Source organism: Chryseosolibacter indicum (genome assembly GCF_018598585.1).
Taxonomy (GTDB): Bacteria; Bacteroidota; Bacteroidia; order Cytophagales; family Cyclobacteriaceae; genus Chryseosolibacter; species Chryseosolibacter indicus.
Genome location: NZ_JAHESD010000016.1, coordinates 42,202 through 67,210 on the forward strand (window position 1 = coordinate 42,202; position 25,009 = coordinate 67,210).

Consider the following 25,009-nt stretch of genomic DNA (forward strand, 5'->3'; position numbering starts at 1 on the left):
TTATTTTTAATTGCGTTTGAAATCATTTTTTCCACCGCTCTTCTCCATTAGCTTTACTTCTTTAATTACAATATCATGAGATAAAGCTTTGCACATGTCATAAATAGTAAGTGCCGCAATTGTTGCAGCGGTAAGTGCTTCCATTTCCACGCCGGTTTTCCCCGTAATCCTTGCGGATGTGTTAATGATAATATGATTTTCCTGAGTAGAGATTCTAACCTGGCAGTCTTCAACAGGAAGGGGATGGCATAATGGGATAAGGTCGGCGGTCTTCTTGGCTCCCATAACTCCGGCAATAATTGCGGTTTGAAAAACAGGGCCTTTTTTAGTTACTAGCTCGTTACCATTAATCTGTTTCATTATTTCAGGACTCACTTCAATGATAGCCTGGGCCCTTGCTTCGCGCAGCGAGTTGTTTTTACCAGATACATCAACCATTGATGGATTACCGGAATTATCTACATGCGAGAATTTATTGTTTTTCATCTATTTTAGGCGCGAGCTTATGTTGAGAAGCCTTACCCAACCAAAAGTAAAAAAGAAATGGTAACAGTTCAGGAAGCTACCACTATCGTATTGAAAAATTCTTTGAAGAAGCTCTCACCCGAGCCAGTTTCAATTACAGAAGCTGTAGGTAGAATTCTTTCAGAAGAAATACGGGCCGATCGAGATTTCCCTCCTTTTGATAGGGTTTCTATGGATGGAATTGCTATTAACTTCGATGAATGGGATCGGGGAAGAAGAGAGTTTTATGTAGAAGAAACACAGGCCGCTGGGGAAGATAGAAAGGCATTAAGAAAAGAAGAAAATGCAATGGAAGCGATGACTGGGGCAATGCTTCCTGAAGGTACGGACACCGTTATCCGTTATGAAGACATAGAGATAAAGGAAAATATTGCCAGGGTGCTTGTTAAAGATATCGCAAAAGGGCAAAACATTCATTTCCAGGGCAGCGATGCAAAACGAAACGAAGTTCTTCTTGAACCTGGTCGTATCATATCTCCCGCTGAGGTGGCATTATTCGCTACAGTGGGGTTAAGTCATGTTGATGTTTTAGCGTATCCAAAAATTGCTATTATTTCAAGTGGCAACGAACTTGTAGAGATTGAAGAGAGTCCTGAGCCATACCAGATCCGAAGGTCAAACACTTACGCAATACATGCGGCATTGCGGCAACTTAATTGCAGTGCCAGTTTGTTTCATTTGCCCGACAATAAGGACTTTCAAAGAGATTCACTACAGACAATAGTTGCTTCTCATGACGTCTTGATTCTTACGGGAGGTATTTCGAAAGGTAAGTATGATTATATACCACAGGTGCTTGAAGAGATTGGTATTGAAAAGAAAGTACACCAGGTAAGTCAAAGGCCTGGTAAGCCGTTTTGGTTTGGGGTCTCCAAAAAAGGAAAAGTAGTTTTTGCATTACCTGGAAACCCTGTTTCTACCTTTCTGTGTTTTAATCGTTACGTAAAACCATGGCTTCTGGAAACACTTGGATTACCCATTCCTGCATTTAAAGCAGTATTGGGAGAAGATTTTACTTTTGAACCAGCATTAACTTATTTTCTTCAGGTACAAGTAGTTAACGAAATGGGAAGGTTGGTTGCTTATCCCAAAGCGGGTGGTGGCTCGGGAGATTTTGCCAATTTGAAAGAAGTAGATGCATTCCTTGAATTACCAATAGAAAAAACTGTTTTTAAGAAAGGGGAGGTGTATCCGCTAATACCTTTCCGCTGATTGATATTTTAATTTAAATTTGAACTTCTAAAAGGAATTAATAATGTTCGATAATTTAAGTCTTAAGCTGGAGAAAGCCTTTCAAACCTTGAAAGGTCAGGGACAGATTACAGAAATAAACGTAGCCTCAACTGTTAAAGAGATACGTAAAGCCTTAATTGATGCTGACGTAAATTTTAAAGTAGCCAAGGAGGTTACAGATGATATAAAAGAAAAAGCACTAGGACAAAATGTATTAACATCCATATCGCCTGGTCAGTTGCTCATTAAAATTACCAACGATGAGTTAACCGATTTGATGGGCGGTGTTAGTGAGGATATTAACATACAGGGTAACCCTGCAATTATATTAATTGCTGGTTTGCAAGGTTCTGGTAAAACAACATTTTCAGGAAAACTTGCAAGCTATCTGAAAAGGCAGGGTAGAAGTGTATTGCTTGTTGCATGTGATATCTACCGTCCTGCTGCGATTGATCAATTGAAAGTTCTAGGACAACAAGTAGGCGTTGAAGTATTTGCACAGCCAGAAAACAAAGATGCAGTAAAGATTGCAAAGGCAGCTTTGGAGCATGCAAAGACAATTAACAGCAAAATCATAATTGTGGATACGGCAGGCCGTCTTGCTGTTGATGAGGAAATGATGGATGAAATTGCGCGTTTAAAAGAGGCACTTAATCCGTCAGAGACATTATTTGTCGTAGACTCAATGACGGGTCAGGATGCAGTAAATACAGCAAAAGCATTCAATGACAGACTGAACTTCAATGGTGTTGTACTTACCAAACTTGACGGCGATTCTCGTGGTGGTGCCGCATTATCAATAAGAAGAGTTGTAGAAAAGCCTATCAAGTTCATTAGCACGGGAGAGAAGATGGAGGCGCTTGACCGCTTCTATCCTGATCGTATGGCGAGCCGTATATTAGGCATGGGGGACGTGGTGAGCTTGGTAGAACGTGCGCAACAAGCTTACGACGAAGATGAAGCCAAACGTCTCAGTAAAAAGATTCGTAAGAATCAATTTGATTTTAATGACTTTCTGCAACAGCTTGAGCAGATCAAGAAGATGGGTAACATGAAAGATCTTCTTGGTATGATTCCGGGTATGGGAAAAGCAATGAAGGGGATCGATATTGATGACAATTCATTTAAACCAATAGAAGCTATTATCCGCTCCATGACAATGGAGGAGAGACAAAATCCGGATATTATCAATGGCGGACGCAAAAACCGAATTGCAAAAGGTAGCGGAAGAACGATACAAGAAGTAAATAACCTATTGAAGCAATTTGCAGATATGCGCAAGTTGATGAAGACCATGAATAAGATGGGGGGTGGTAAACGGGCTCTTTCAGCATTAAATCCTTTCGGTAGGTAAGATGAACAGTTAATTATTTGTTAATAATCAAACCTTTACTTGTGATGTTTCGTTTTATCATTAGTTTACAGGTAAATTCATAAATAATAAATTGCCCTTCCTGATGTTATAATCAGGAGGGGCTTTTTTAATACTAACCCAAAACTCAATTTAATCTTATGAAAAAAATCACAACAATTTTGATGGGAGCAATGATTATGCTTCTAACGCTTTCGGTTACTGCACAGGATAAACCTTCTAGTCCTAAATCTGAAGTAAATGGTACAGTAGGAAATGCAAAAGTTAAAATTAATTATTGCCAGCCCTCTGCACGTGGGCGTAAGATAATGGGAGGTTTGGTGCCGTACGGTGAAGTTTGGAGAACAGGAGCTAATGAAGCTACAACCATTGAGTTTGATAAAGCAGTAAAGGTAGAAGGTAAAGATCTACCTGCAGGAAAATATGCGTTGTTTACAATTCCATCGGAAAATGAATGGACTATTATCTTCAATAAAGATAACAAGCAATGGGGCGCTTACAAGTATAAACAAACTGATGATGTGTTGAGAGTAAATGTGAAACCAACAAAGACCGACCAATTTGTGGAAACTTTTACGATAACACCAGAAAAAAATCAGGTGTCATTAAAATGGGAGAATACAGCTGTAGCTTTTAAAGTGAAATAAGTTCAACATCTGTAGTTAAAAGAAGCCTTGCAGTAGCAGGGCTTTTTTATTTTATGCATATTGGTATTAAACAAATGATATGAACGTTCTTGGTCGCTATGATCGTGTAGATCTTCCGGAATTTGGACTTAAAAACATCCATGCAAAAATAGATACAGGTGCTTGGACCTGCAGCTTGCACTGTCATAAAGCCGAAGTAATTGATGGTGAGTTAGAATTCATATTATTTGATGAAGAACATCCGGAATTTACCGGATTAAAATTTAGATGTAAAGATTTTGAAAATCGTGAGATTAAGAATTCCTTTGGCGAAGTAGAAAGACGTTTCATCATACAAACGTCTATTAAAATATATGATGAAGATATTCTGGCAGAATTCTCTTTAAGCAATAGGGGATCTCTGAAATTTCCAATTTTAATTGGGCGTAAAATTTTAAGAGATCGCTTTCTAATTGATGTAAAAAAGATCAATCTATCTTATAAGGAAAAGCGGGCGAAAAAACGCAAAGTCAGGCAATCAAAATTTAATTAATCCTTTTTATGAATATTGCTATCCTGTCGCGCGACCCTAAATTGTATTCAACAAGACGCTTAAAAGAAGCGGGGGAGAAGCGAGGCCACCGTGTGGAAATAATTGACCACATGAAATGTGTTTTGTTTATTGAGAAGAAGAATCCGATGGTATTGTATCAGGGTAGACGTCTCGATTATTTTGATGCTATTATACCGCGTATAGGAGCCTCTGTAACGTTTTATGGTGCTGCTGTGGTGAGACAGTTTGAAATGATGCAGGTTTTTACTGCCGTAGATTCACAAGCACTGATTCGCTCGCGTGATAAACTGAGGAGCTTACAAATACTTTCACGTGCAGGACTTGGTTTGCCTAAAACCATCTTCATGGATTATTCACGTGAAGTTGAAGGTGTAATTGAAGCGGTAGGAGGAGCTCCTGTAATAATTAAGCTTCTTGAAGGCACCCAGGGGCTCGGGGTAGTGCTCGCAGAAAATCAGAAAGCTGCGAAGTCTGTGATAGAAGCTTTCCATGGAATACATGCACGCATCATTGTTCAGGAATTTATCAAGGAGGCGAAGGGGGCAGATATCCGGGCTTTTGTAGTAAATGGTGAGGTGGTTGGAGCAATGAAACGTCAAGCGAAAGAAGGCGAGTTTCGTTCTAACTTACATCGGGGAGGAACTGCACAAGTTGTTAAACTCGACAGACAAGAAAAACATGCTGCCATTACAGCAGCAAAAAGAATGGGACTTGGCGTTGCAGGTGTAGATATGCTGCCATCCAGCCGCGGACCTTTAATTCTTGAAGTGAACTCGTCTCCTGGTCTTGAAGGAATAGAATCTGCGACAAATATTGACATTGCTGGTAAAATTTTTCAGTTTATTGAAAAGCAGGCAGGGAAAAAGAAAGCTCTTACAGACGTAATTAATGCCTAATCACTAAGGTATTTCGAGTGGTAATAGAGGGCAGTAGCCTTAATTTAATAAGTATTCTGAAAATCGTAACTTTACGGGGTTAAACACCTAACCTCATTAAGATTTGAGAAGAGTAATTATTGCCGGACAGGAAATACTACCAGGAGAATTCAGAGAGATTAACATTAACATTGCGAGGCTCCCGTCGCATACTCAAATTGATACACCAATCTACGTTGCCCGCTCTAAAGAAGACGGTCCTACCCTTGCACTAATTGCCGGCATGCATGGCGATGAAATCAATGGGATGGAGATCGTGAGAAGGATTATTGATCAGGGATATAACATGGTTCAACGGGGAACAGTGGTGTGTATGCCTGTTATTAACGTTTATGGTTTTCTCAATTATTCGCGCGAAGTGCCCGATGGAAAAGATGTTAACCGATCTTTTCCCGGGAGTAAGAACGGGTCGTTAGCGAGCAGGGTAGCTTACCATCTCATGAATGACGTTATACCTTTTATTGATTGTGGTATTGATTTCCATACCGGTGGTGCAATGCGTAGTAACTATCCACAGGTGCGTGCTGTACTGAGAGAGCCACACATTGTAGAACTGGCTGAAGCCTTTTGTGCGCCTTTTACAATAGATGCTCCATTCCGACCTAATTCATTAAGAAAAGAGGCTTCACGAAAAGGCAAGAACATTATTGTTTTTGAAGGAGGAGAATCTTTACGATTTGATTTGCAGGCAATAGAAGAAGGTGTGGCAGGAACGCTTCGCCTCATGAAGCATTTGGGGATGATAGACTCAGCTCCTGCTCCAAGGGAATCAAATCGTGTAATATGGAATACATCATGGATACGAGCAAAACATGCAGGCCTTTTTCAACCCAATGTACAGGCAGGACAACTTGTTCATCGTGGTGATTGGGTGGGCACGATAACAGATCCGTTTGGTGAATTTAAAGAAGAGGTAAAAGCTACTGAGACAGGTTATATCATTGGTTTGAACAATAGTCCGGTAATTAATGCGGGAGATGCCTTGATGCATTTAGGAATGGATAATTTTTGCAGGCTCGATAACTTAAAGGAGGATTAGAATGGAGGAGTTCTTGGATAACTACCGTTATTTTGCACTTACTGTAGGAACATTTTTCGAAGGAGAAACTGCCATTCTTCTTGCGTCCTCTCTGATTCATAAAGGTTTTTTTTTCTGTACCCTATACCATCTTCTTTTCATTCCTGGGGTCGTTTGTCAGTGACTGGTTGTATTACATCATTGGCAGGCTAAACGGAAAATTATTTATAGAAAAACGTCCTAAGCTAAGATCGAAAATTGAACCTGTTATTAAGTTCTTTCAAAAGAACAAAATACAAATACTCTTTACATATCGATTCCTCTACGGCTTTAGGGTAATAATTCCACTCATAATAGGGATGAGCAATATAAGGCCTTTGCAATTTCTAGGATATAGTATAATAGCCGGGTTGCTGTGGTCCTCTCTGGTAACTTTAATGGGATACTTTGTAGGACGAATCTTTGGAGTATCCATAGAATCGTTTGAAAATAATCTGGTGCTTATACTTGTTGGCTTTGCATCCTTCGGCCTTCTCATTGGATACACCGTTCAGTTATTTGCGAAAAGGCAAATGAATTTACGCGCTAATCAGTGAATCTCATTATGTAACGATGCGGCCTGATCAGACAACGCTGTTACTGGCCCTGTTGATAATTTAGATTCTGCCTCAAATCCTAGCTTGGTATGTCGTCCACCTTCTTTGTTGTCGGGAAGGAAAAGATTAGTAATTGCCAGAACAGAATTTACAAGTGAGGGAGCAATTCCTTTTACAGCAGTAGCAATTTTCGCAGAGGTTGTAAGGATAGCTTCCGAATCACCATACTGTAACGCTTTGATAATGCTTTTTGCAGCTACTTCAACTTGTTGAGATAACAATGGCGATGAATCTGAAATTTTAAACCATGCATATTCAGCTTCATGGTCTCCTTTTACAGAAATATTTCTAGGGCTGCCAGTACGCATCAGGTTAGGAATAACCGTTGTGACATGAATATTATACTTCTTCAATTCTGCATGTAAACCTTCGGAGAGCCCGGTTAAAGCAAATTTACTAGCAGAGTACGGTAGTAAATGTGGCATTGCAACTTTGCCACCAATCGATGAAATATTTACTATTCTCCCGCTCTTCCTTTCCATAAAATGTGGAAGCACAGCTTTTATTGTATACAGGGCTGCCCAGAAGTTTGTTTTCATTGCTTGCTCATAATCTTCAATTGACATTGATTCTACTGGGCCTACCTGAACAATGCCAGCGTTATTTATAATAACGTCTATTCTTCCGTAATACTTTATCACCTCATTAATCATTGAGCTTACCTGCATCTGATCAGTGACATCTGCAGTAATACTAAGAATGCTATTTGCTGTTAACCTCTCAAGGTCAAACTTTGCCTGATTTAATTGATCAGAAGAACGTGCGCATATTGCAATGCGTGCTCCCATTAGTGTAAGCTCTCTTGCAAGCACTAATCCAAGACCTCTTGATCCTCCTGTGATCAGAACTACCTTTCCGTTAAGGTTGTACTTATTTATCTCGCGATAAACAGTATTGGCAGCGAGATACAATCCAAATCCTGCAGCGGCCCATGCGAGTGATTTAGAAATAGAAGAAGATTTAGTTGGATTTTGCATAGTAAGAGATAAAAAAAGGAGTGTGTTAGGAATAAAAAACCAGAGATAATAATTATCTCTGGTCTGTTAGGTTTGTATCACCTTCTGAATATGCTGGCTCCAAACAAAATCGCAATAACAAAGAGAGCCAGAAAAATAAAGAATAAGATCTTGGCAATGTCAGCAGCGCCTTCTGCTATCCCACCAAATCCAAATATTGCTGCTATTATAGCAATAACAAAGAAAATTACTGACCAACGTAACATATAAGTCTCATTAAGTTTAACATGATTTTAAATTAGGGTTCTTTGTTATAGAACTCCTTTTTTTGTCTATCAAATCTTTATGCCAACAATACCTCAATTGTTTCTTTTTCTGTTTTTTCCTTTTTTATCATCAAGATTTTTTAGACGTCTACCTTCGCGGTCGAAGCGGTAAATCTTTTCCTGTTCGTTATCTCTCATTTCTATAATGAACACACTGTGTTGTTTATCCCGGTACACAACTGATTTTTCCCACCCAGAAGGCTCAAGTTCCTGCAGACTTTGCAAAACGGGTTGAGGCAATTCATCAGCAGCGATACGTTCTCTTTCATCCACGTATTGAATATCTGCCGGTTGTTGTTTTGGCTCAGGATCAATCTGTTTAATTGGGTTTTTTAATGTGTCAGGATCAGGAGATGGTTGTTGTGCAAATGCTATAAATGAACCTGCACTGAGTAATGATGCTATTACTAATTTTTTCATAAGTATATCGAAGTTTAAAACCACTGTTGGTAATAATCTTATGCCCATAAATTGTAAAAGCTGGATGGTATGGTTTTGTGAATTGCATGGCCAACAATAAGAACTGATTATGGCACTTAGTGAACATCTTGAAACGAAACTTAAAAAGCGCTATGAACCCTCTTCTATGGTTTCTATGAAATACAAAGGCAACGACCTTGCTTTTAAAACTGATGACGAAGGCAATGCTATTCTTCTTTTTATTGGTAAGAAGGATAGTGAGGGGCATATAAAAGGTGAGCGTTATGCGAGAAGGCTAAAAAAGGATGATGAAGGGAAAGTAATTAAAGATCACTGGGAGCTGAAAGGAAAGGCAACGTGAGTTTACGCTTGATTAGTGTAAACTTATAGATCTTCCTTTAACCACTTTAGTGCATCCTCTTGGTTAGTAAACAAGCGTGTAGGCACTGCGGGGTGATTAAACTTTAGAAAGAAGTTGCCTACCATTTTGTCAATACTCGAAGTCGTTACGATTGCTAGTTTTTTCATAAATCTCGTTCCTTCTTCCGTAGAAAAATACTCTCTTGCTTCTTTGGATAAATTCTGAAGACCTTGTGTAGTTCCAAGAAAAGGGTACGCAATGTTTTTGCAAAGTTTTATTCTGTCTGAAACAACTTTTTGGGCTGCAGTTAAATCAATAGTAACATCTTCTTTGTATTCGCCGAACATTATTCCGTCTTCTATCCAGAGTTTCGTGTACTCATTTTCAACTATAAACTTCTCAATTAAATTTTGATTCATCGGTTACAAGTCGCTTTGTTGATTCATAAATTAGCAAGCGGCCAAATATCATCTCATTTCTAACCCTTGAAATACGCAATATGGCGAAGATAAGACATAATAAATTTCTAGACACAGTAGACGAGATATTTAGTGATGCAAAAAATAAGGGAGTGTTTCACCTCTATACAGAAGATGAGGCATATACGGGTAGAAAGGTAAGGATAAAAGGTAAAGATCTCTTTCATTTTGGAACGACCGGCTATTTGGGTTTAGAACAAGACCCAAGACTTAAAAAGTCTGCAATAGAGGCAATTCTGCGATATGGTACACAATTTCCGCTATCCAAAACGTATGTATCATTCGTACTTTACAGTGACTTGGAAGAGCATCTTCACAGGATGTATCAGAACCCCGTGCTCGTAGCTAAAAATAGTACCTTGTGTCATTTGGCTGTTATTCCGAGCGTTGTAAGAGATGAAGATGTTGTTATTCTCGATCATCAGGTGCATAATAGCGTGCAAAGTGCCTGCACCATGCTAAAACCGCGCGGGATTCCCGTTGACATGATCAAGCATAGCAACCTCAATATGCTTGAAGATAAGATCAAAGAGTATGGCAATAAGTACCGTAAAGTATGGTACATGATCGATGGAGTTTACTCCATGTTTGGTGATGTTGCACCCATCGAAGAACTAACTTATCTGCTTAAGAAATATCCGCTTTTCAATCTTTATGTAGATGATGTGCATGGAATGAGCTGGGCGGGTAAACATGGAACAGGGTACGTTTTAAGTAAGCTGGGGAAGTTGCCCGATAAAGTAATACTTGTATCCACTCTTAGTAAATCTTTTGGCGCAAGCGGGGCAACAATGATATGTGCTGATAAAGAGATATCAAGATATGTTAAGAATTTTGGAGGTCCGTTGTCATTCTCTGCGCAGCTTGAGCCTCCATCGGTTGCTGCCGCACTTGCCTCTGCCCAGATCCACCTCTCAGACGAGATATATGAGATGCAGAACGAGTTGAAGGATAAGATAACGTACTGTAATGCCTTGTTAAAAAATACTACGCTTCCGCTGATTGATGAGAACTTGTGCCCGGTGTTTTTTATTGGTACGGGACTTCCCGCTATTGGATTCAATCTTGCCAATAGATTAATGAATGAAGGGTATTATGTTAATCTTGGTGTGTTTCCTGCTGTGCCAGTTAAAAATACAGGAATACGGTTTACCATTTCAAGACATAATAAAAAAGAAGACATAAAGGGATTGATTGATGCAATGGTATATCATCATCCAAAGGCGCTTGAGGAGGCTAACTACTCTCCAAATCGAATCAGGAGATCATTTAACCTGCCTCTGATGGGAGAGGATAGGGAAGGTGTTAAAATTCCTTCATCACTGGTACTTGAACATGCGGCCACCATTGATAACGTTGACCCCGTTGCGTGGGATAATTCCCTTGGTAAGAATTCTTCATTTGACCGACGTGGTTTAAAATTTTTTGAAGACGTATTTGCAAACAATGACAAGCCGGAAGATAACTGGAGTTTCGATTACTTTATCGTAAAAGATACATCTGCTAAAGTTATTCTGGCTACCTATTTCACTACCTCTTTATGGAAAGACGATATGCTTTCGCCTGCATCTGTTTCCATAGACATAGAGTTAAAAAGAACAACAGATTCGTATTACCTTACCTCGAGGGTAACTGGCATGGGATCGTTGATTTCGGAAGGTGATCACCTTTATATCGATAAGAATAGTCCGCAATGGAAAGAAGCACTTGTCTTGCTTCTTAATGCAGTTTATAAAATTCAGGAGAAGAATAATGCCACCATGGTTGTATTGAGAGATTTTGAAGAGGATGATCAGGAAATAAAAGACTTTTTTCAAAGCCAGGGTTTTATAAAGATACACTTACCAGAGTCTTGTGTAATTGAAGATTTAAACTGGGAATCCAAAGAAGAGTTTTTGCAGACACTTTCCGCCAACTCAAGAGCGAAAATTAAAAAAGATGTTTTTAAGTATGAACACTTCTTTGACGTCGAAATAAAACATGTAGTTTCAGAAGAGGAGCTAGCATATTACTACCAGTTATTTTCTAATGTCAAGTCCAGAAACTTTGATCTGAACTCTTTCACTTATCCGAAGAAGTTATTTTCTAACATGCGGAATTACTCAGGATGGGAGTTTATGGTTTTAAAAATTAAGCCTGAATTTGACGACCGCGCGGTTAAGAAACCTGTAGCGGTAGCTTTTAACTATTTCAATGACACAAAAATCTATAACGCCGTATTGATAGGATTGGATTATGAGATGTCTGAGCAATTTCAGGTATATAGGCAGGCATTTTTCGTTCTGCTCAAGAATGCGAAAAAGCTAGGCGCGAAAAGAGTAAATCTTGGTTTTTCTGCATCAATTGAAAAACGAAAGTTCGGTGCGCGTATTATCCCCAAAGTTGCTTATGTGCAGGCAAAAGATAATTTCAATTTAGAACTAATTGAGTCAATGTCTATAAAACCACATTCTAAATAATGATTCAGCTAATGTTCATGCGGAGTACTTCAATGGCATAGTATTTTTTCTATCCTTTCCAAATTGGAGGAGTTATGAAAAATAAAAGCAATAAACCATCAGATAACTTCCGTAATGACAGGGAGCGAAATGACGCATTGAATAAGTCGAAAGAGGAAAGAGGCGAAAATCTCCCAGGTGATTATCCTGCAAGTGAAGATATTATGAACCGACAGAACATGCAGCGGGTTGGAATTGATGTAGAGAATTTTTCGCGTGCTGTCGGAATTGAAAATTACAATTCAGACAGAGAACCTTTGGTTTCCGATCCTAATGCAATAGTTGATGGACCAGACCTCACATCGATTGATGAGGCAGAGCAGCCACCAGCCAGAGAAATGGAAAGACCAGTTCCAAAAGATATAGATCTTGATGACGATAACATTAAATTCGCTACAGGCAACGAATCTGATGTTACAGAAGAAGATTTACAGGCCCTTGGCCCAAAGGACTTGAGTCTTGACATGGGAGAGGATGAGCAGCTTTTAAAAAACAGGGTGTGGCCAGTAGACATGGCAGCAGAGGATCTTGACGTTCCAGGTTCTGAAGGAGCAGGAAGGGTAGAAGACCAGGGTATTGGTCCTGCTGATGAAGAGAATGATTTTTATAGTCTCGGAGGTGATCGCCACGAGGATAATTTGGAAGGTAAATAGATGGTCTGGTATTACTTCAATGTCCCAGTTAGGACATGTACGTGTAACAACCTTAAGTAATAAATTAAATCTACGTTAGAGAAGACCTCCTTCAGAGGTCTTTTTCTTTTAATAAGTTATACTTTATGGATTTAGAATTAATCGAATTATTTTTTTTAAACTTCGCGCTTTAAATGCCTTTGATACAAATAATTAATGATTACAAAGTCCAGAACACGGTAAATAAGGTTCCTAAATTATTTTATAGTTAAAGATTATCACTCGAATAAATTCCGTAACGTCCTTTTATAATACTCCAAATCCTAATGTGTAAATAATTAGGAGTAATAAACATTGTATCGCACTTTTGCCGATTAATAGCAAGATTACTTGTACTAAAATTATGATTCGTTATCTGTTAATCGCTTTAATGTTTATTACGTCTGTAGGCCATGCGCAATTCGAAGGGCAAAAGACCTACTGTAATCCAATGGATATAAACTATCGGTATAATTTTGAGCAGCTCAATGATAGTATTTCGTACCGCTCGGGAGCTGATCCTGTAATTGTAAACCATAAGGGAGAGTATTTTCTCTTCGTTACTATTTCAGGAGGTTACTGGCACTCAAAGGATTTGATAAATTGGAGGTTTATAACACCTAGCAGGTGGCCATTTGAAGATATGTGTGCACCTGCGGCATTGTCTTACAAAGACACGCTACTGTTATTTCAATCTACTTTTGATAAACGCCCAATACTTTATAGTACAACTCCCGAAACGGGGAAGTTGGAGTTCTATAACCGATGGATGCCTCAATTACCACCGTTAATCGGGCCTTGGGATCCTGCACTTTTTTATGATGAAGAGTTAGATAAATGGTATATGTATTGGGGATCATCAAACACGTACCCGTTGTTTGGAGCAGAACTTGACAAACGCAAGCGTTTAGCCTATAAGGGAGCATACAAAGAACTATTACGTCTTCATCCCGAGATACATGGTTGGGAACGGTTTGGTCCTGATCATACCTCTGAGATTGTGCCTTTTACGGAAGGAGCATGGATGACAAAACACAATGGTAAATATTATTTTCAGTATGGTGCACCAGGCACTGAATACAACGTTTACGCCAATGGAACGTATGTAGGAGATCACCCATTAGGTCCTTTTACATATGCACCGTATAATCCCGTTTCATATAAGCCGGGTGGTTTTGTGACCGGAGCAGGACATGGAAATACATTTCAGGACAATTATGGTAATTACTGGAATACCGGTACACCATGGGTTGCAGTAAACTGGAATTTCGAACGGCGCATAGCAATGTTTCCTGCTGGCTTTGATAAGGATGATCAAATGTTTTCAAATACAAGATTTGGAGACTTCCCTCACTATTTGCCAACAAAAAAATGGGAGAACAAAGACGAGTTATTCACCGGTTGGATGTTATTATCATATAAAAAACCTGCTCTGGCATCTTCACAAAAAGATACTTTTGATGTAGCAAGAATTACAGATGAGAATCCAAGAACATATTGGGTTGCTAAAGAGAACAAGCCAGGAGAGTGGGTAGTCGTAGATTTAAAAAAGGAACAACAGGTTAATGCCGTACAGATTAATTATACTGATTACAAATCTAACATCTACGACCCGTTTGATCCTAAAATCTATACACAATTCAGGTTGTATTACTCATCTGACGCAAAGAACTGGATCAAGTTTGCTGATTTATCGGATGAGAAAAAAGATCGCCCGAATGCTTATATTGAACTCAAGGAAGGGGTGAAAGCGAGATATATTAAGTATGAACACATATACGTTGCATCACCTAACCTTGCTGTAAGCGATATAAGGGTGTTTGGAGATGGCTTAGGCAAGCGTCCAAAGACACCAGCAAAATTTACTGCCAGACGCGATACAGACCCAAGGAATGCATTTATTAGCTGGGAGAAGGTTAACGGAGCAGTAGGATATAACATCTTATGGGGAATAGATAAAGACAAGTTATATCAAACGTATCAGATTTTTGCTGATAAACCTTCTGTAAAAGAAATCAGAGGATTGACTAAAGATGTTAGTTATTACTTTGCGATAGAAGCGTTTAACGAAAGTGGTGTGTCCGAAAGAAGTGAAGCGGTGTTTGTTAAGTGAGCAATTGAAAAGTAAATTACTAAGGGTATAGTAATATCGACCCGTTCTATACCCTTAGTGTTTTGTGTGTATTCAGATATAATAAGAAGCTGAATTTTGTAAAGGTTATTTGTTTATGAGGTACTCGTATACTTTTGGGCTTATCTCGAAATCATACTGTTCAATAAAATTGTCTCTATGATTTACAGCTTTTTGTACCTGAAGTTTAACAGTCTCATTGTATACAGTAGCAGTCTCCTTATATTCCTTAATTTGTTTTATAAGTTCATTATATTCTTTCAACGCTTCCATGTCTTTAGAAATAAAGTCGGATTCGGATAAATAGGTTAATGTACCTTCACTTTTTTCGTCTTCAGATTTTAGTATGCCGAAGTTGGGTTTGAAATCAACATGAAGCAAAATAAGCTCTTCGGAATCAGGATAATAATTATTTTCCCGTGCGCCGATTAGCCTGTTGTCGTTAAAGTAATAAGTATGATTGCCACTCGTACCTTCCGAACTCCAGAATACAGTGCAATACCTAAGATTAAGGAGAGAGTCGTAGTAGTAATGCGCATCAACTCCGTTTTTGAAACCATTCAACGTGGCTCTCAATTTGTAATGCATATGGGACTCTATTTCTTCAGATAAATTTTGTAAGGCTTCTTCAATTAAAAGCTGGAGCGAGTCAGTATTCGTATCGTCCTGATAACTATCTTCCAGGTCTTCTTCACTGATGTAATTTATTCCTGTTGTGTCCTCTTCATTGTTGAAAGACTCGCTATACTCTGCCTTATCTTGCGTAGGCCTGGAAGAGCATGCCAGCAGCAATGTAATGATAACAATGTAATATGAGACATGTTTTATCATGAAGTGAAACAAGATAGCAAATAGAGATGACCTTTAAAATATAAAAGCCATCTTGCAGATGGCTTTCATGAAGGGAAGCGGCGTTAATGTGAGTGCCATTAGCATCTGGCTTATGCAAGTCTGCTAGTTTTGTGAGATGTCGGCTTTCCCGAAAACCAATCTTTTGCTCAAGTGAGCTCCTCCATCTATCGATATTCTTGGTTCACCAAATGCGTTGACACGCACTTCTTCGGATGAATTAACAGATAGTTTTCCTTCACCAAAAATACTTGTTGAGGTATAGGCGCTCTTCATTTCCTGCGTGTCAATCTTATTTTCTCCAAATATCCTGTACCGTTGTTCTACAACTTTACCACCTTTTATCTTCAGCCTATTCTCTCCATAAAGACTCGCTTTGAAATAATCAGTCTTTAGAGATGCAAGCGTAATTTCATTTTCACCGTAGGCTCTTAATTTGAATTGTTCGGATTCTATCGGATCAAGACAAGTTAGTTCCTGCTCGCCTCTGATTTCAAGGGCTTCCAGATCCTTATAAGTAACGTATGCTGTTATTGTTACGTCTTTGTAGATGCCATGCCGACTGCCATCATTATCATGGTAACGAATTGTTTTTTCTACTTTTTTCGCATCATCCAGATAGATATGTAATGTTTTGTTTCTAACCTCTATATTGATCTTTGATTCACTCACATTATTATATGCAAGCCGGATGTTTTCAGTTTCACCTTTTTTAAGAATAACGTTTATGCGCGGTGAGGCAATTATTTTATTAAACGGCTTAAGCTCTCTTTCAATCTCTTTTTGTGCATAGGAAAAAATAGTGCAGCAAATGAGGGCGGTTAAAACAATAGTTTTTTTCATGTCTTTAAATTTTGGGTTGTGTGCTGTCTTTATGGTTCAGACTACCTTATGACAAATAAGGTTGCACGTACCCCTATTCATTTCTTAAAGAATCTACAGGATTTCCGCTAGCGGCCTTTAATGCCTTTACACTTACTGAAATAAAAGCAATGAAAAATGTGACGAATGTTGATAAAGCAAAAGCAGACCAGGGTATGACCGTGTGGTAGGCGTACTGATTTAGCCAAATCCACATTAACCATCCAATTATTGGCCAAGCAATAAGGTTAGCAATTAAGACAAGTTTAAGAAATTCTTTATTCAATAATAAGATTATGTTTTGTTCTGTAGCCCCTAGGACCTTTCGGATGCCTATTTCTTTTCTTTGCTGTTCTGCTGTAAATGAAGCTAGTCCAAATAAACCAAGGCACGCAATAAATATGGCAAGGCAAGTGAACAGGATAAAAAGAAGTCCAACTCTTTTTTCTACATTGTGTTTATTGTCAAAACTATCTTCAACAAGAGCATATTCGAAGGGTGCATCTAGGGCAAACTTTTTATAAATGTCCCTAATTTTATGGACAACCTTTTCAGGCTCTCCCTTCACGCGAATCGCCATTTCCCAATTAGGCTGAAATCCTAAAACAATGGCCAGTGGTTGAATATCCTCTCTCAAAGATTTAAAATTAAAGTCTTTAATGATACCTATTACTTTTCTATCCTTTCCAAGAGGCTGATCGTAAGTAGTAAATACCTTTGGATTTTCAAAGGCCTGGATGTGCATTCGCCTGGCAGCTGTTTCGTTGATAATAAGTGATAGGGAATCATTAGCATCAGGGTCGAAAAAGCGTCCTGATACTAATTTGTACCCCATAGTTTTCAAGTGATCATAGTCCATCTCATAAACAGCAAGGGAGAAATCCTTATCCAAACCTTCTTTCCTGAATATCGCTTCCCAGTCAAGGTTAGGGGGAAGACGATTGCAATAGCTGGCAGAGACCACGAACTCCTGTTTTAAAAGTTCCTCTTTAAAAGCGACGGCGTTATTGCCGAGATTTCTTGTGTGCAGAAGGTTTATAATGTTTTGTTTGTCGAAGCCAACATCTGCGTTTTTAAGATATTGCAATTGCGTATAAACAACAGTTGTAGCTACAATTAACCCTGAGGAAATGAAAAATTGAAATACCACCAGTACGTTTCGTATGCCATAGCTTCTGGTTTTTGCTCTCAGGTTTCCTTTTAATACTTCCACAGGGCTGAATTGTGTAAGGTAAAAGGCTGGATAGCTTCCTGCAATTAATCCTGTAACAAATGTGAAACACATTATTCCAGCCAGAAAGGGGATGCTGAAAAGAGATGAGAACGATAAAGCTTTTCCAGTAAAGTAATTGAAGGGAACCAGTGTGATCAGAAGCAATGCAAAGGCGAAGATAACCGCGAGAACTACAAAGAAATAAGACTCGAACAAAAACTGGGCAACAAGTCTATTGTTCTGAGCACCGATGGTTTTTTTAACGGAAACTTCTTTTGCCCTTGTAGCAGACTGTGCTGTTGTAAGGTTCATGAAGTTAATACACGCCAACAGCATAATGAAAATGGCGATAGCACTAAACAGATAGACATACCTGCTATTACTGTTGGTTTCAATCTCATCGTTCAGAGATGAATGAAGATGGATGTCTGTTAATGGCTGAATGAAATAGTATAACTCACTGCCTCGTTTTTGATATTCTAAAAGGTTGGTGCTTCTTAAAAGCGTTAATGCTTTGTCTAATTCGGTTTGTAGCGCGTGAAGAATCTCCTCTAATGCATGTTGCTCGTCGACACTAGGTTTCAACTTGAAGTAGGTGAGTACTTTGGTGCTAAGCCAGGAAGAAGGCTCCAGGTGCTCCCACGTTTCAAGTGAGAGAATTAACGTAAAATGAAAATGGGAATTGAGGGGTGGGTCTTTTGCTATGCCTGAGACTTCCACGGTATATCCCTGTGCAATGTTTAAGATTTTTCCTATCGGGCTTTTGTCTCCCTTACCCTTGTAGTCAAATATTCTTTTTGCAGCTGATTCTGTTATCACTATTTTCCTGTCGCCGTCAAGTACGCTGTCGGGATTACCTTCAATAAGTTGAAAATCAAAGAATTTAAAGAAGTTTGAATCTGCGAGAAGGAGATACTTTTCTGTGTATGCTTTTGATTCAAACCGCACTGGAAAAGTTGCCCAATTGGCCATGCGCAGAGTTGATTCTACTTCCGGTTTCTGCTGAAGGGCCGTAGCAACAGGAAAGCCTGTAAGGGTTGTTTTGTTCACATTGCCCTGAAACTTTTCGGCGAAAGCCAGCCGGTAGATTCGATCAGCATCAGGATGAAATTTATCAAACCTTAGCTCATCCTGTATGTATAACAATATCAGGAGGCTACAGGTAATGCCAATGGTAAGGCCACAAACGTTAATTATTGAAAAACCGCGTTGCCTCTCGAAGAAACGAAGGGCTATTATCAAATAATTCTTAACCATGGGGATTCGATCCCAATATAATAGTTTCGATTCATTTGGTTTATGAAATAATTAACTGATGTATTCTATTTGAGAAAATAGAAGAATTCTTAAAAAGCGTAAATGGGTGGAGCACAATAATTATTGCTGATTATTTTTACTTAACCTTAAAATACATATGAGTAGGATGAAAGAAAGCTTGGAAGATCTTTTCTTGCAAATAAGTAATGTCTATTCCAACGATCGTAACATTATTGATACTTGGTGGCAACGTATACAGACGGCGTATGCAGAGAAACACAGGCACTACCATAATTTAAACCATATTAAGTCTGTAATAGATGAATTATATTCCTGTAAAGATGATATAAACGATTGGGAAGCTACTTGCCTGGCTGCATTCTTTCATGATATTGTATACGAACCACTGCGAAAAGATAATGAAGAAAGAAGTGCTGATGTAGCTGATATTTATCTCAGTAATTTAAACATGCCGGAGAAACAAAGAAATAGTACGAGACAATTTATTATTGCCACTAAAAAACATGAGCCCTTGAAGACTGCTGATATTAATTATTTTACAGATGCAGATCTTTCAGTGCTGGGGTGGCCCTTGCCGTTGTATGAAAACTATGTGAGACAGATCAGGGAGGAGTATAAGTGGTATCCGGATCTGATTTATAAACCAGGAAGGAGAAAGGTATTGGAACACTTTTTAAAAATGGATCGGATTTTTAAAACAGACTACTTCTATTCCAAATACGAGGTAAGAGCCAAAGAAAATATATTAAGTGAGCTAGCGAGATATAAATAATCCGGTGTCATTTCTTATAGGCGGATAGTCATCAATAAAATGACAACCGGATTTTATTAAACCTATAGTCTACTATTCACTTCTTAATGATTTCACCGGGTTCGATGTTGCAGCCTTAAATGCTTGTGTACTTACAATGAATAAGGCAAACAATAGCGATATGGCACCTGAAACAGGAATAACCCAAACCGGGAAACCTATTTTATATTGGTATTGCTCTAATAAAACCTTTGATCCCCACCATGCAAATGGAGCAGATACAATAAAGGCAATTATAACCAGTAACGAAAACTCTTTAGAAATTAGCAGGATCAGGTTTGAAACAGAAGCACCCAAAACTTTTCTGATTCCTACTTCTTTTGTTCGTTGTTCTGCAGTAAAGGCGGCGAGACCAAATAAACCTAAGCCAGTAATACAGATAGCAAGGAAAGTAAAGATGGCTCCCAGGTTGCTAATCATATTAATGGTGCTAAACTTCTTAGCAAATTCAACGTCAACAAAGCTGTATTCGAAAGGGTAAGCAGAATTGTATTTTTTAAAAATGTCTTCTACCTTCTTTATCGATGCCTGGATATCATTGGTTTTACCTAGTCTAACTGTTACTGCGCTGGACCAGGACGGATCGAGCACCATAAACATGGGTGACACCTCACGGAATAAAGAACCCATCAATACATTGTCTACAATACCAATAATTTGTCTTTTGCCGCCCCATAATTCAACCGTAGTACCAATCGGTTCTTTTAAAGCCATAATATCAAGGGCAGCTTTATTAATAATAATGGCAGTAGAATCAGCAGGGAAGTCTTTAGAGAAATCACGACCATCAAGCATCTTTATGCCCATGGTCTTTGTGTAGTCGTATTCTGTAGCAATTGTTGTAAATATCACTTTCTGATCTTCTGGTTTCCCTGGCCAGGAAAGGAAGTTATTCGAATAAATAGAAGTGATAGGGCTATTGGATTTTGTAACAGACTCTACAACACCAGAACCAAGCAACTCTTCTTTAATAACTTCATAATTTTTTCCGATTTCGGTTGTATAATCTATGGTAATTAAATTCTCCCTGTTATAACCAATGCTTCTTGACTTAACATGGCTAATCTGTTGCTGTATAACAATACTGCATACAATCAGTGTCATAGAGAAAACAAATTGAAGTACAACAAGAACTTTCCTGGGTGTGCTTCCGCTTTTACCTACCTGTATTTTTCCTTTTAGTACTCTTGCAACATTGAATGACGACAAATAGAAAGCAGGGTAGCTGCCAGCAAGTATACCAGTGATGAAGGTCAGCCCAAGACCTGCGACCCAAAATACGCCTGAGGTGTAATCTATATCCAACCTTTTATCAACGAGTGTGTTGTAGAATGGAAGTACAAGCTCGCATAGGAGCACGGCTGCAGCAAATGCAAAGAGCGAAATAAGAATCGATTCTCCCAGAAATTGAAATATCAGATCTTTTCGGTGAGACCCTACGCTTTTTCTAACACCTACCTCGCGGGCTCTTCTTTCAGATCTTGCCGTAGCAAGGTTCATAAAATTAATGCATGCGATGATCAAAATAAAAACGGCAATGAGCGTGAACATGTTTACATATTCAATCATTCCCCCGGATTCTTTTCCATTCTCAAAGTTTGAATGAAGTCTCCAGCGCTCCATAGGGTGAAGGAAGAATTCCCGTTTGATATCCGTTTGTCCCTTTTTTATAAGCAGATCTCTTATATTGTTTTCAACGGAAGTTTCACTTGCATTGGGTTGAAGCTCCACGAATACTTGGAAAGAGTAATTGCCCCAGTTTTCTTTAGTGTTCTTCACCCAATCTTGTTTTTCATAAATGCCGAAAGGGATAATACAATCAAATTCAAGAGAAGAGTTTGAGGGAATGTCCTTGAGAATGCCAGTAACTTTTAAATCGTAAGCATTGTCAACGCGCACAATTTGGTTTATGGGGTCCTCGTCATGAAATAAGGATTTTGCCGCAGATTCTGTGAGTACGATGGAATAAGGATCGTCAAGTACCTGCGTAGCGTTGCCCTTTAACAGTGGGAACTGGAACATTTCGAGGAACTCTTCAGTAGCGAAATAACCTTTTTTATTAAACCTTGTTTCTCCAACGGTAAGTAAATGATCACCGCCCCAATCAGTAGTAGCTGCACGGCGTATGTTACTGTCTGTTTGTCTTAACCCTTCTTCTGTAGGCAAAGGAACAGAATTCCATGTATTTACCTTGCCATCAAATACAGCGTTAATCCATACCTGGTGAAGTCTGTCAATATTGCTATGAAACTTATCGTAAGAGACCTCATCATGAACCCATAATAAAATAAGGATACTGCAAGCAATGCCAACGGTTAGGCCAAAAATGTTTATGAAGGAATAGACGGCGTTCTTTTGAATATTCCTAAAGGCGATTTTAAGGTAATTTTTTAGCATGGTGTTGGAGGTTGGTCAATAAAGAATACTGAAAAGAACTTTAAAGGTTACTTATCTGTAATTCTTTTTTATCTAGGATTAACCTGAGCTTAGGAAAGTTGCATGGGAATCAATATTTTTTTTCACTTAGCCTTCACCAAAAGATATTTACTCATTCCTTAAAGCATTAACCGGGTTACCGGAAGCTGCACGGATTGATTCGAAGCTGATGGTAAGGAGCGCAATAAACAATGCAGCAGAACCAGCGAGAATAAATACGAACGGATCAGCGGAAGTTTTGTATTTAAATCCTTCAAGCCATTTATTAATGAAAAACCATGATAACGGTACAGCAATTACAAAGGCGAGAAGTACAAGTCTTACAAATTCACCGGACATCATCGCTACAATTTGTTGTACACTGGCCCCCAATACTTTTCTGACGCCTATCTCTTTAAATCTTCTTTCGGCCATATAAGTTGATAGTCCATAAAGGCCAAGACATGAAATAATCATAGCAATGATGGTAAAAGTTGTTATAAGTCCCGCAGTTTTTTGATCCTGTTGATATTGCTTCATGATGTTGTCATCCAAAAACGAGTATTCAAAAGGAGTATCCTGGTTCACTGCTTTCCACGTACTTTCAAGGGTTCCGATGTTCTCCTTCATGTGGTTCGCTTCAAGGGAAACAATCATGTAATCATAGGCAGCCTCTGTAGGTATAAAGAATAAAATCGGTGAAATAGCTTCTTTTAGACTTACCTGGTGGTAATCTTCCATTACGCCAATAACCTTGAATTCTGTTTTCTCACCCTGCCATTCGAAATACAACGGCTCACCTATGATGGTCTCGGGTTTGAAGCCGAGTTGTTTTGCTGCTTCACGGTTAACAATTATATTTTTTTCAAGGTCTGTACTTCGGTTTTCATAGAAATTGCGTCCTGCAATAATTTTAAGATCAAGTACATCCAGGTAGTTTGGTTCAACAGGATTTCTTCTGAAATGTATTGCATTCTCCATGTTACCACCTTGCGCGTATATGTGAAGGTCAGTAAAGATCTCCGATCCGGGGATGTAGTTGGTGGCCGTAAAATTCTTTACTCCTGGTATTTTCTTCAACTCGTTACCAAGGGATGCTATGTGTGATTGAGCCGTGTTGGTACGCAACGGTAAAACTATTCTGTGTTCCGCGTTGAATCCTAAATTCTTTTCCTGGATGTATTTTAATTGCTTTCCAATGATTATCATTCCGCATACCAGAGTAATAGCAATCACAAACTGAAATACAACAAGAGAGCGACGTAGGATGCTGTTGCCTGCTTGTAGAGTTGATTTTCCCTTTAATACACTGGCAGGTTGAAATGAAGAAAGGTAAAAAGCAGGATAGCTACCTGCTACCAATCCTGTAACTACTGTAATGCATAGTAACGATAATACAATGCCTATCATGTTAACAGAAGTTAACCCGATTGTTTTACCCGTAAAAGTATTGAATGCTGGCAGTGATAGCTGCACGATAACTATGCTGATCAGAATAGCAATGAATACAATGACAAGCGCTTCTCCAAGAAATTGGGTGATCAACGAACTTCTGTATGCCCCCAACGTTTTTCTCAGTCCTACCTCGCTGGCTCGTTTAGTAGCCTTCGCTGTAGAAAGATTCATGAAGTTAATGCACGCAATAACAAGAATAAAACCTGCGATGGAAGCAATAATGTAGATATATGTAATGGAGGGTGTTTTTCCTCCTGCACTTGAATAAAGATGTATATCAGTAATTCGTTCAAGGTTAAGCGTTTTGGCATAGCCTAATGCTTTAAGGTCTTCGGCCCCATGTTTCATAAAGACTTTATTCATCTTGGCTACAACGTCTTTTGTATCGTGTCCGTCTTTAAGTTTCACATACGATAGCATGAAATTCTGGCCACCCCATTCGTCAGCAACTGAAGGACGTTTTAAGAAATCGCCCCAGCCACTATTGCTGTTTAATGAAACAAAAAAATTTGCCTGGATATGGGAGTTGCGTTGCGCCTTAATGACGCCAGTAATTTTATAATCGGCTTTTGATCCTCCCTGGTCTACGTTTAGAATTTTGTTTAACGCAGGTTCATGAGCAAATATTTTCTTTGCAAGCTCATCAGTTATAACAATGCTATTGGGTTCAGTTAACGCTTTTTTAGAATTTCCTTCTATGAAATCATAGGTAAAGATGTTGAAGAGGGTGGAGTCTGCCATGTACCCGTTAGGCTCATAAAATTGTTTGTCATCATAGCTGATCAGGTTAAGGGCAACACCTGGCGGATTAACCAGACGGGTTACAGTTTCGAATTCAGGAATCTCATCTTTAATGCCCCATAAGATAGGAGCTGATGTTGTTACCATCGGGATTTTCTCTTCTCCGTTTTGTGAGAGCGTAGACGTTACGCGATATAGATTTTGTTTGTCTTTATGATGTTGGTCGTAACTGATTTCATCCTGGATATAAAGTCCAAGCAAGAGGCAGCATGCTACTCCCACAGATAAACCAATAATATTAATAAGTGAGTACGCCTTGTTTCTCAGCATGTTCCTCAAAGCGATTATCATGAAATTCCTGATCATAATTATTCCGATTACAGGCGAGCATTTTTCAACATTGGTGCCATTTAATAATCACTTGTTTTCAGAATAAAAAAGACCTTTTTGAAAGAAAACAGGGACGTATTTGAACACTAGTGTCCGATTTTGATCATAGTTTAACGTAGTCATCTATTCTTATTAAAGGTGTAATAATCGGGTTAAAAGAAGGTATAAGCCGCTTAAATAAGTTTTAGTAACACTATATTTAGAATCGTAAGGTA

At 38.8% G+C, this 25,009-nt stretch carries 22 protein-coding genes; 12 read left to right on the forward strand and 10 right to left on the reverse strand.

All coding sequences use genetic code 11. The features are described 5' to 3' along the window. Positions 1-6: 6 nt before the first annotated feature. Entirely contained in the window at positions 7-486 is a 480-nt protein-coding gene (gene moaC, locus KK060_RS09485; RefSeq protein ID WP_254153478.1) for a cyclic pyranopterin monophosphate synthase MoaC, read from the reverse strand. A gap of 57 nt (positions 487-543) precedes the next feature. Here moaC and KK060_RS09490 point away from each other — a divergent pair, with 57 nt between their 5' ends. From KK060_RS09490 to KK060_RS09520, 7 genes are all read left to right on the forward strand, one after another. After that, complete coding sequence (locus KK060_RS09490; RefSeq protein WP_254153479.1) at positions 544-1,737, forward strand: molybdopterin molybdotransferase MoeA; 1,194 nt, start codon at positions 544-546, stop codon at positions 1,735-1,737. 43 nt (positions 1,738-1,780) lie between these two features. After that, positions 1,781-3,112 (forward strand): signal recognition particle protein, encoded by a 1,332-nt coding sequence (gene ffh / locus KK060_RS09495; protein ID WP_254153480.1) that lies wholly within the window; start codon positions 1,781-1,783, stop codon positions 3,110-3,112. Positions 3,113-3,270: 158 nt separating this feature from the next. Continuing rightward, positions 3,271-3,777 (forward strand): DUF2911 domain-containing protein, encoded by a 507-nt coding sequence (locus KK060_RS09500; RefSeq protein ID WP_254153481.1) that lies wholly within the window; start codon positions 3,271-3,273, stop codon positions 3,775-3,777. 79 nt (positions 3,778-3,856) lie between these two features. Further along, entirely contained in the window at positions 3,857-4,309 is a 453-nt protein-coding gene (locus tag KK060_RS09505) for an ATP-dependent zinc protease family protein (RefSeq protein ID WP_254153482.1), read from the forward strand. An 8-nt stretch (positions 4,310-4,317) separates the two neighbouring features. After that, positions 4,318-5,226: a 30S ribosomal protein S6--L-glutamate ligase gene (rimK, locus tag KK060_RS09510; protein ID WP_254153483.1), complete on the forward strand. Its 909-nt coding sequence runs from the start codon at positions 4,318-4,320 to the stop codon at positions 5,224-5,226. Positions 5,227-5,329: 103 nt separating this feature from the next. Next, positions 5,330-6,304, forward strand: coding sequence for a succinylglutamate desuccinylase/aspartoacylase family protein (locus KK060_RS09515; RefSeq protein WP_254153484.1), 975 nt, complete (start codon positions 5,330-5,332; stop codon positions 6,302-6,304). Positions 6,305-6,402: 98 nt separating this feature from the next. Then, positions 6,403-6,879: a DedA family protein gene (locus tag KK060_RS09520; RefSeq protein ID WP_367397476.1), complete on the forward strand. Its 477-nt coding sequence runs from the start codon at positions 6,403-6,405 to the stop codon at positions 6,877-6,879. On the opposite strand, the gene KK060_RS09525 is transcribed toward KK060_RS09520, so the two are convergent. The 3 genes from KK060_RS09525 to KK060_RS09535 all read right to left on the reverse strand — a co-directional run bounded on the left by KK060_RS09525 (position 6,873) and on the right by KK060_RS09535 (position 8,641). Next, entirely contained in the window at positions 6,873-7,916 is a 1,044-nt protein-coding gene (locus KK060_RS09525) for an SDR family NAD(P)-dependent oxidoreductase (RefSeq protein WP_254153485.1), read from the reverse strand. The two genes, KK060_RS09520 and KK060_RS09525, sit on opposite strands and share 7 nt — an antisense overlap. 77 nt (positions 7,917-7,993) lie before the next feature. After that, positions 7,994-8,161 (reverse strand): DUF1328 domain-containing protein, encoded by a 168-nt coding sequence (locus tag KK060_RS09530; protein WP_254153486.1) that lies wholly within the window; start codon positions 8,159-8,161, stop codon positions 7,994-7,996. A gap of 93 nt (positions 8,162-8,254) precedes the next feature. Beyond that, positions 8,255-8,641, reverse strand: a complete 387-nt coding sequence (locus KK060_RS09535) for a hypothetical protein (protein WP_254153487.1) — start codon at positions 8,639-8,641, stop codon at positions 8,255-8,257. A 109-nt stretch (positions 8,642-8,750) separates the two neighbouring features. Here KK060_RS09535 and KK060_RS09540 point away from each other — a divergent pair, with 109 nt between their 5' ends. Next, positions 8,751-9,002: a hypothetical protein gene (locus tag KK060_RS09540; RefSeq protein WP_254153488.1), complete on the forward strand. Its 252-nt coding sequence runs from the start codon at positions 8,751-8,753 to the stop codon at positions 9,000-9,002. 23 nt (positions 9,003-9,025) lie between these two features. On the opposite strand, the gene KK060_RS09545 is transcribed toward KK060_RS09540, so the two are convergent. Next, complete coding sequence (locus tag KK060_RS09545; RefSeq protein WP_254153489.1) at positions 9,026-9,421, reverse strand: DUF7793 family protein; 396 nt, start codon at positions 9,419-9,421, stop codon at positions 9,026-9,028. Between the two features lie 80 nt (positions 9,422-9,501). Here KK060_RS09545 and KK060_RS09550 point away from each other — a divergent pair, with 80 nt between their 5' ends. From KK060_RS09550 to KK060_RS09560, 3 genes are all read left to right on the forward strand, one after another. Further along, the gene (locus KK060_RS09550; RefSeq protein WP_254153490.1) at positions 9,502-11,940 is read left to right on the forward strand and encodes an aminotransferase class I/II-fold pyridoxal phosphate-dependent enzyme; all 2,439 of its coding nucleotides are present in this window, start codon (positions 9,502-9,504) and stop codon (positions 11,938-11,940) included. 74 nt (positions 11,941-12,014) lie between these two features. Beyond that, positions 12,015-12,632, forward strand: coding sequence for a hypothetical protein (locus KK060_RS09555; RefSeq protein WP_254153491.1), 618 nt, complete (start codon positions 12,015-12,017; stop codon positions 12,630-12,632). A 382-nt stretch (positions 12,633-13,014) separates the two neighbouring features. Next, positions 13,015-14,763: a family 43 glycosylhydrolase gene (locus KK060_RS09560; RefSeq protein ID WP_254153492.1), complete on the forward strand. Its 1,749-nt coding sequence runs from the start codon at positions 13,015-13,017 to the stop codon at positions 14,761-14,763. Positions 14,764-14,868: 105 nt separating this feature from the next. Here KK060_RS09560 and KK060_RS09565 read toward each other — a convergent pair whose 3' ends face one another. The 3 genes from KK060_RS09565 to KK060_RS09575 all read right to left on the reverse strand — a co-directional run bounded on the left by KK060_RS09565 (position 14,869) and on the right by KK060_RS09575 (position 18,961). Then, complete coding sequence (locus tag KK060_RS09565) at positions 14,869-15,612, reverse strand: hypothetical protein (protein WP_254153493.1); 744 nt, start codon at positions 15,610-15,612, stop codon at positions 14,869-14,871. 123 nt (positions 15,613-15,735) lie between these two features. Next, positions 15,736-16,473, reverse strand: coding sequence for a GIN domain-containing protein (locus tag KK060_RS09570; protein WP_254153494.1), 738 nt, complete (start codon positions 16,471-16,473; stop codon positions 15,736-15,738). A gap of 73 nt (positions 16,474-16,546) precedes the next feature. Continuing rightward, positions 16,547-18,961 (reverse strand): ABC transporter permease, encoded by a 2,415-nt coding sequence (locus KK060_RS09575; protein ID WP_254153495.1) that lies wholly within the window; start codon positions 18,959-18,961, stop codon positions 16,547-16,549. A 157-nt stretch (positions 18,962-19,118) separates the two neighbouring features. Between KK060_RS09575 and KK060_RS09580 the strand changes: the two genes are divergently transcribed. Beyond that, the gene (locus tag KK060_RS09580; RefSeq protein WP_254153496.1) at positions 19,119-19,754 is read left to right on the forward strand and encodes an HD domain-containing protein; all 636 of its coding nucleotides are present in this window, start codon (positions 19,119-19,121) and stop codon (positions 19,752-19,754) included. 72 nt (positions 19,755-19,826) lie between these two features. On the opposite strand, the gene KK060_RS09585 is transcribed toward KK060_RS09580, so the two are convergent. Continuing rightward, positions 19,827-22,190: an ABC transporter permease gene (locus KK060_RS09585; RefSeq protein ID WP_254153497.1), complete on the reverse strand. Its 2,364-nt coding sequence runs from the start codon at positions 22,188-22,190 to the stop codon at positions 19,827-19,829. A gap of 147 nt (positions 22,191-22,337) precedes the next feature. Then, positions 22,338-24,770, reverse strand: coding sequence for an ABC transporter permease (locus tag KK060_RS09590; protein WP_254153498.1), 2,433 nt, complete (start codon positions 24,768-24,770; stop codon positions 22,338-22,340). Positions 24,771-25,009 lie beyond the last annotated feature (239 nt).

What these genes read in the sequence shown, in the direction of transcription:
- KK060_RS09580 (WP_254153496.1), top strand. Translation starts at nt 19,119, where the DNA reads ATGAGTAGGATGAAAGAAAGCTTGGAAGATCTTTTCTTGCAAATAAGT.
- KK060_RS09545 (WP_254153489.1), bottom strand. Translation starts at nt 9,421, where the DNA reads ATGAATCAAAATTTAATTGAGAAGTTTATAGTTGAAAATGAGTACACG.
- KK060_RS09540 (WP_254153488.1), top strand. Translation starts at nt 8,751, where the DNA reads ATGGCACTTAGTGAACATCTTGAAACGAAACTTAAAAAGCGCTATGAA.
- KK060_RS09535 (WP_254153487.1), bottom strand. Translation starts at nt 8,641, where the DNA reads ATGAAAAAATTAGTAATAGCATCATTACTCAGTGCAGGTTCATTTATA.
- rimK (WP_254153483.1), top strand. Translation starts at nt 4,318, where the DNA reads ATGAATATTGCTATCCTGTCGCGCGACCCTAAATTGTATTCAACAAGA.
- KK060_RS09590 (WP_254153498.1), bottom strand. Translation starts at nt 24,770, where the DNA reads ATGATCAGGAATTTCATGATAATCGCTTTGAGGAACATGCTGAGAAAC.
- KK060_RS09530 (WP_254153486.1), bottom strand. Translation starts at nt 8,161, where the DNA reads ATGTTACGTTGGTCAGTAATTTTCTTTGTTATTGCTATAATAGCAGCA.
- KK060_RS09500 (WP_254153481.1), top strand. Translation starts at nt 3,271, where the DNA reads ATGAAAAAAATCACAACAATTTTGATGGGAGCAATGATTATGCTTCTA.
- KK060_RS09490 (WP_254153479.1), top strand. Translation starts at nt 544, where the DNA reads ATGGTAACAGTTCAGGAAGCTACCACTATCGTATTGAAAAATTCTTTG.
- KK060_RS09550 (WP_254153490.1), top strand. Translation starts at nt 9,502, where the DNA reads ATGGCGAAGATAAGACATAATAAATTTCTAGACACAGTAGACGAGATA.
- KK060_RS09525 (WP_254153485.1), bottom strand. Translation starts at nt 7,916, where the DNA reads ATGCAAAATCCAACTAAATCTTCTTCTATTTCTAAATCACTCGCATGG.
- KK060_RS09555 (WP_254153491.1), top strand. Translation starts at nt 12,015, where the DNA reads ATGAAAAATAAAAGCAATAAACCATCAGATAACTTCCGTAATGACAGG.
- ffh (WP_254153480.1), top strand. Translation starts at nt 1,781, where the DNA reads ATGTTCGATAATTTAAGTCTTAAGCTGGAGAAAGCCTTTCAAACCTTG.
- KK060_RS09585 (WP_254153497.1), bottom strand. Translation starts at nt 22,190, where the DNA reads ATGCTAAAAAATTACCTTAAAATCGCCTTTAGGAATATTCAAAAGAAC.
- KK060_RS09505 (WP_254153482.1), top strand. Translation starts at nt 3,857, where the DNA reads ATGAACGTTCTTGGTCGCTATGATCGTGTAGATCTTCCGGAATTTGGA.
- KK060_RS09570 (WP_254153494.1), bottom strand. Translation starts at nt 16,473, where the DNA reads ATGAAAAAAACTATTGTTTTAACCGCCCTCATTTGCTGCACTATTTTT.
- moaC (WP_254153478.1), bottom strand. Translation starts at nt 486, where the DNA reads ATGAAAAACAATAAATTCTCGCATGTAGATAATTCCGGTAATCCATCA.
- KK060_RS09560 (WP_254153492.1), top strand. Translation starts at nt 13,015, where the DNA reads ATGATTCGTTATCTGTTAATCGCTTTAATGTTTATTACGTCTGTAGGC.
- KK060_RS09575 (WP_254153495.1), bottom strand. Translation starts at nt 18,961, where the DNA reads ATGGTTAAGAATTATTTGATAATAGCCCTTCGTTTCTTCGAGAGGCAA.
- KK060_RS09565 (WP_254153493.1), bottom strand. Translation starts at nt 15,612, where the DNA reads ATGATAAAACATGTCTCATATTACATTGTTATCATTACATTGCTGCTG.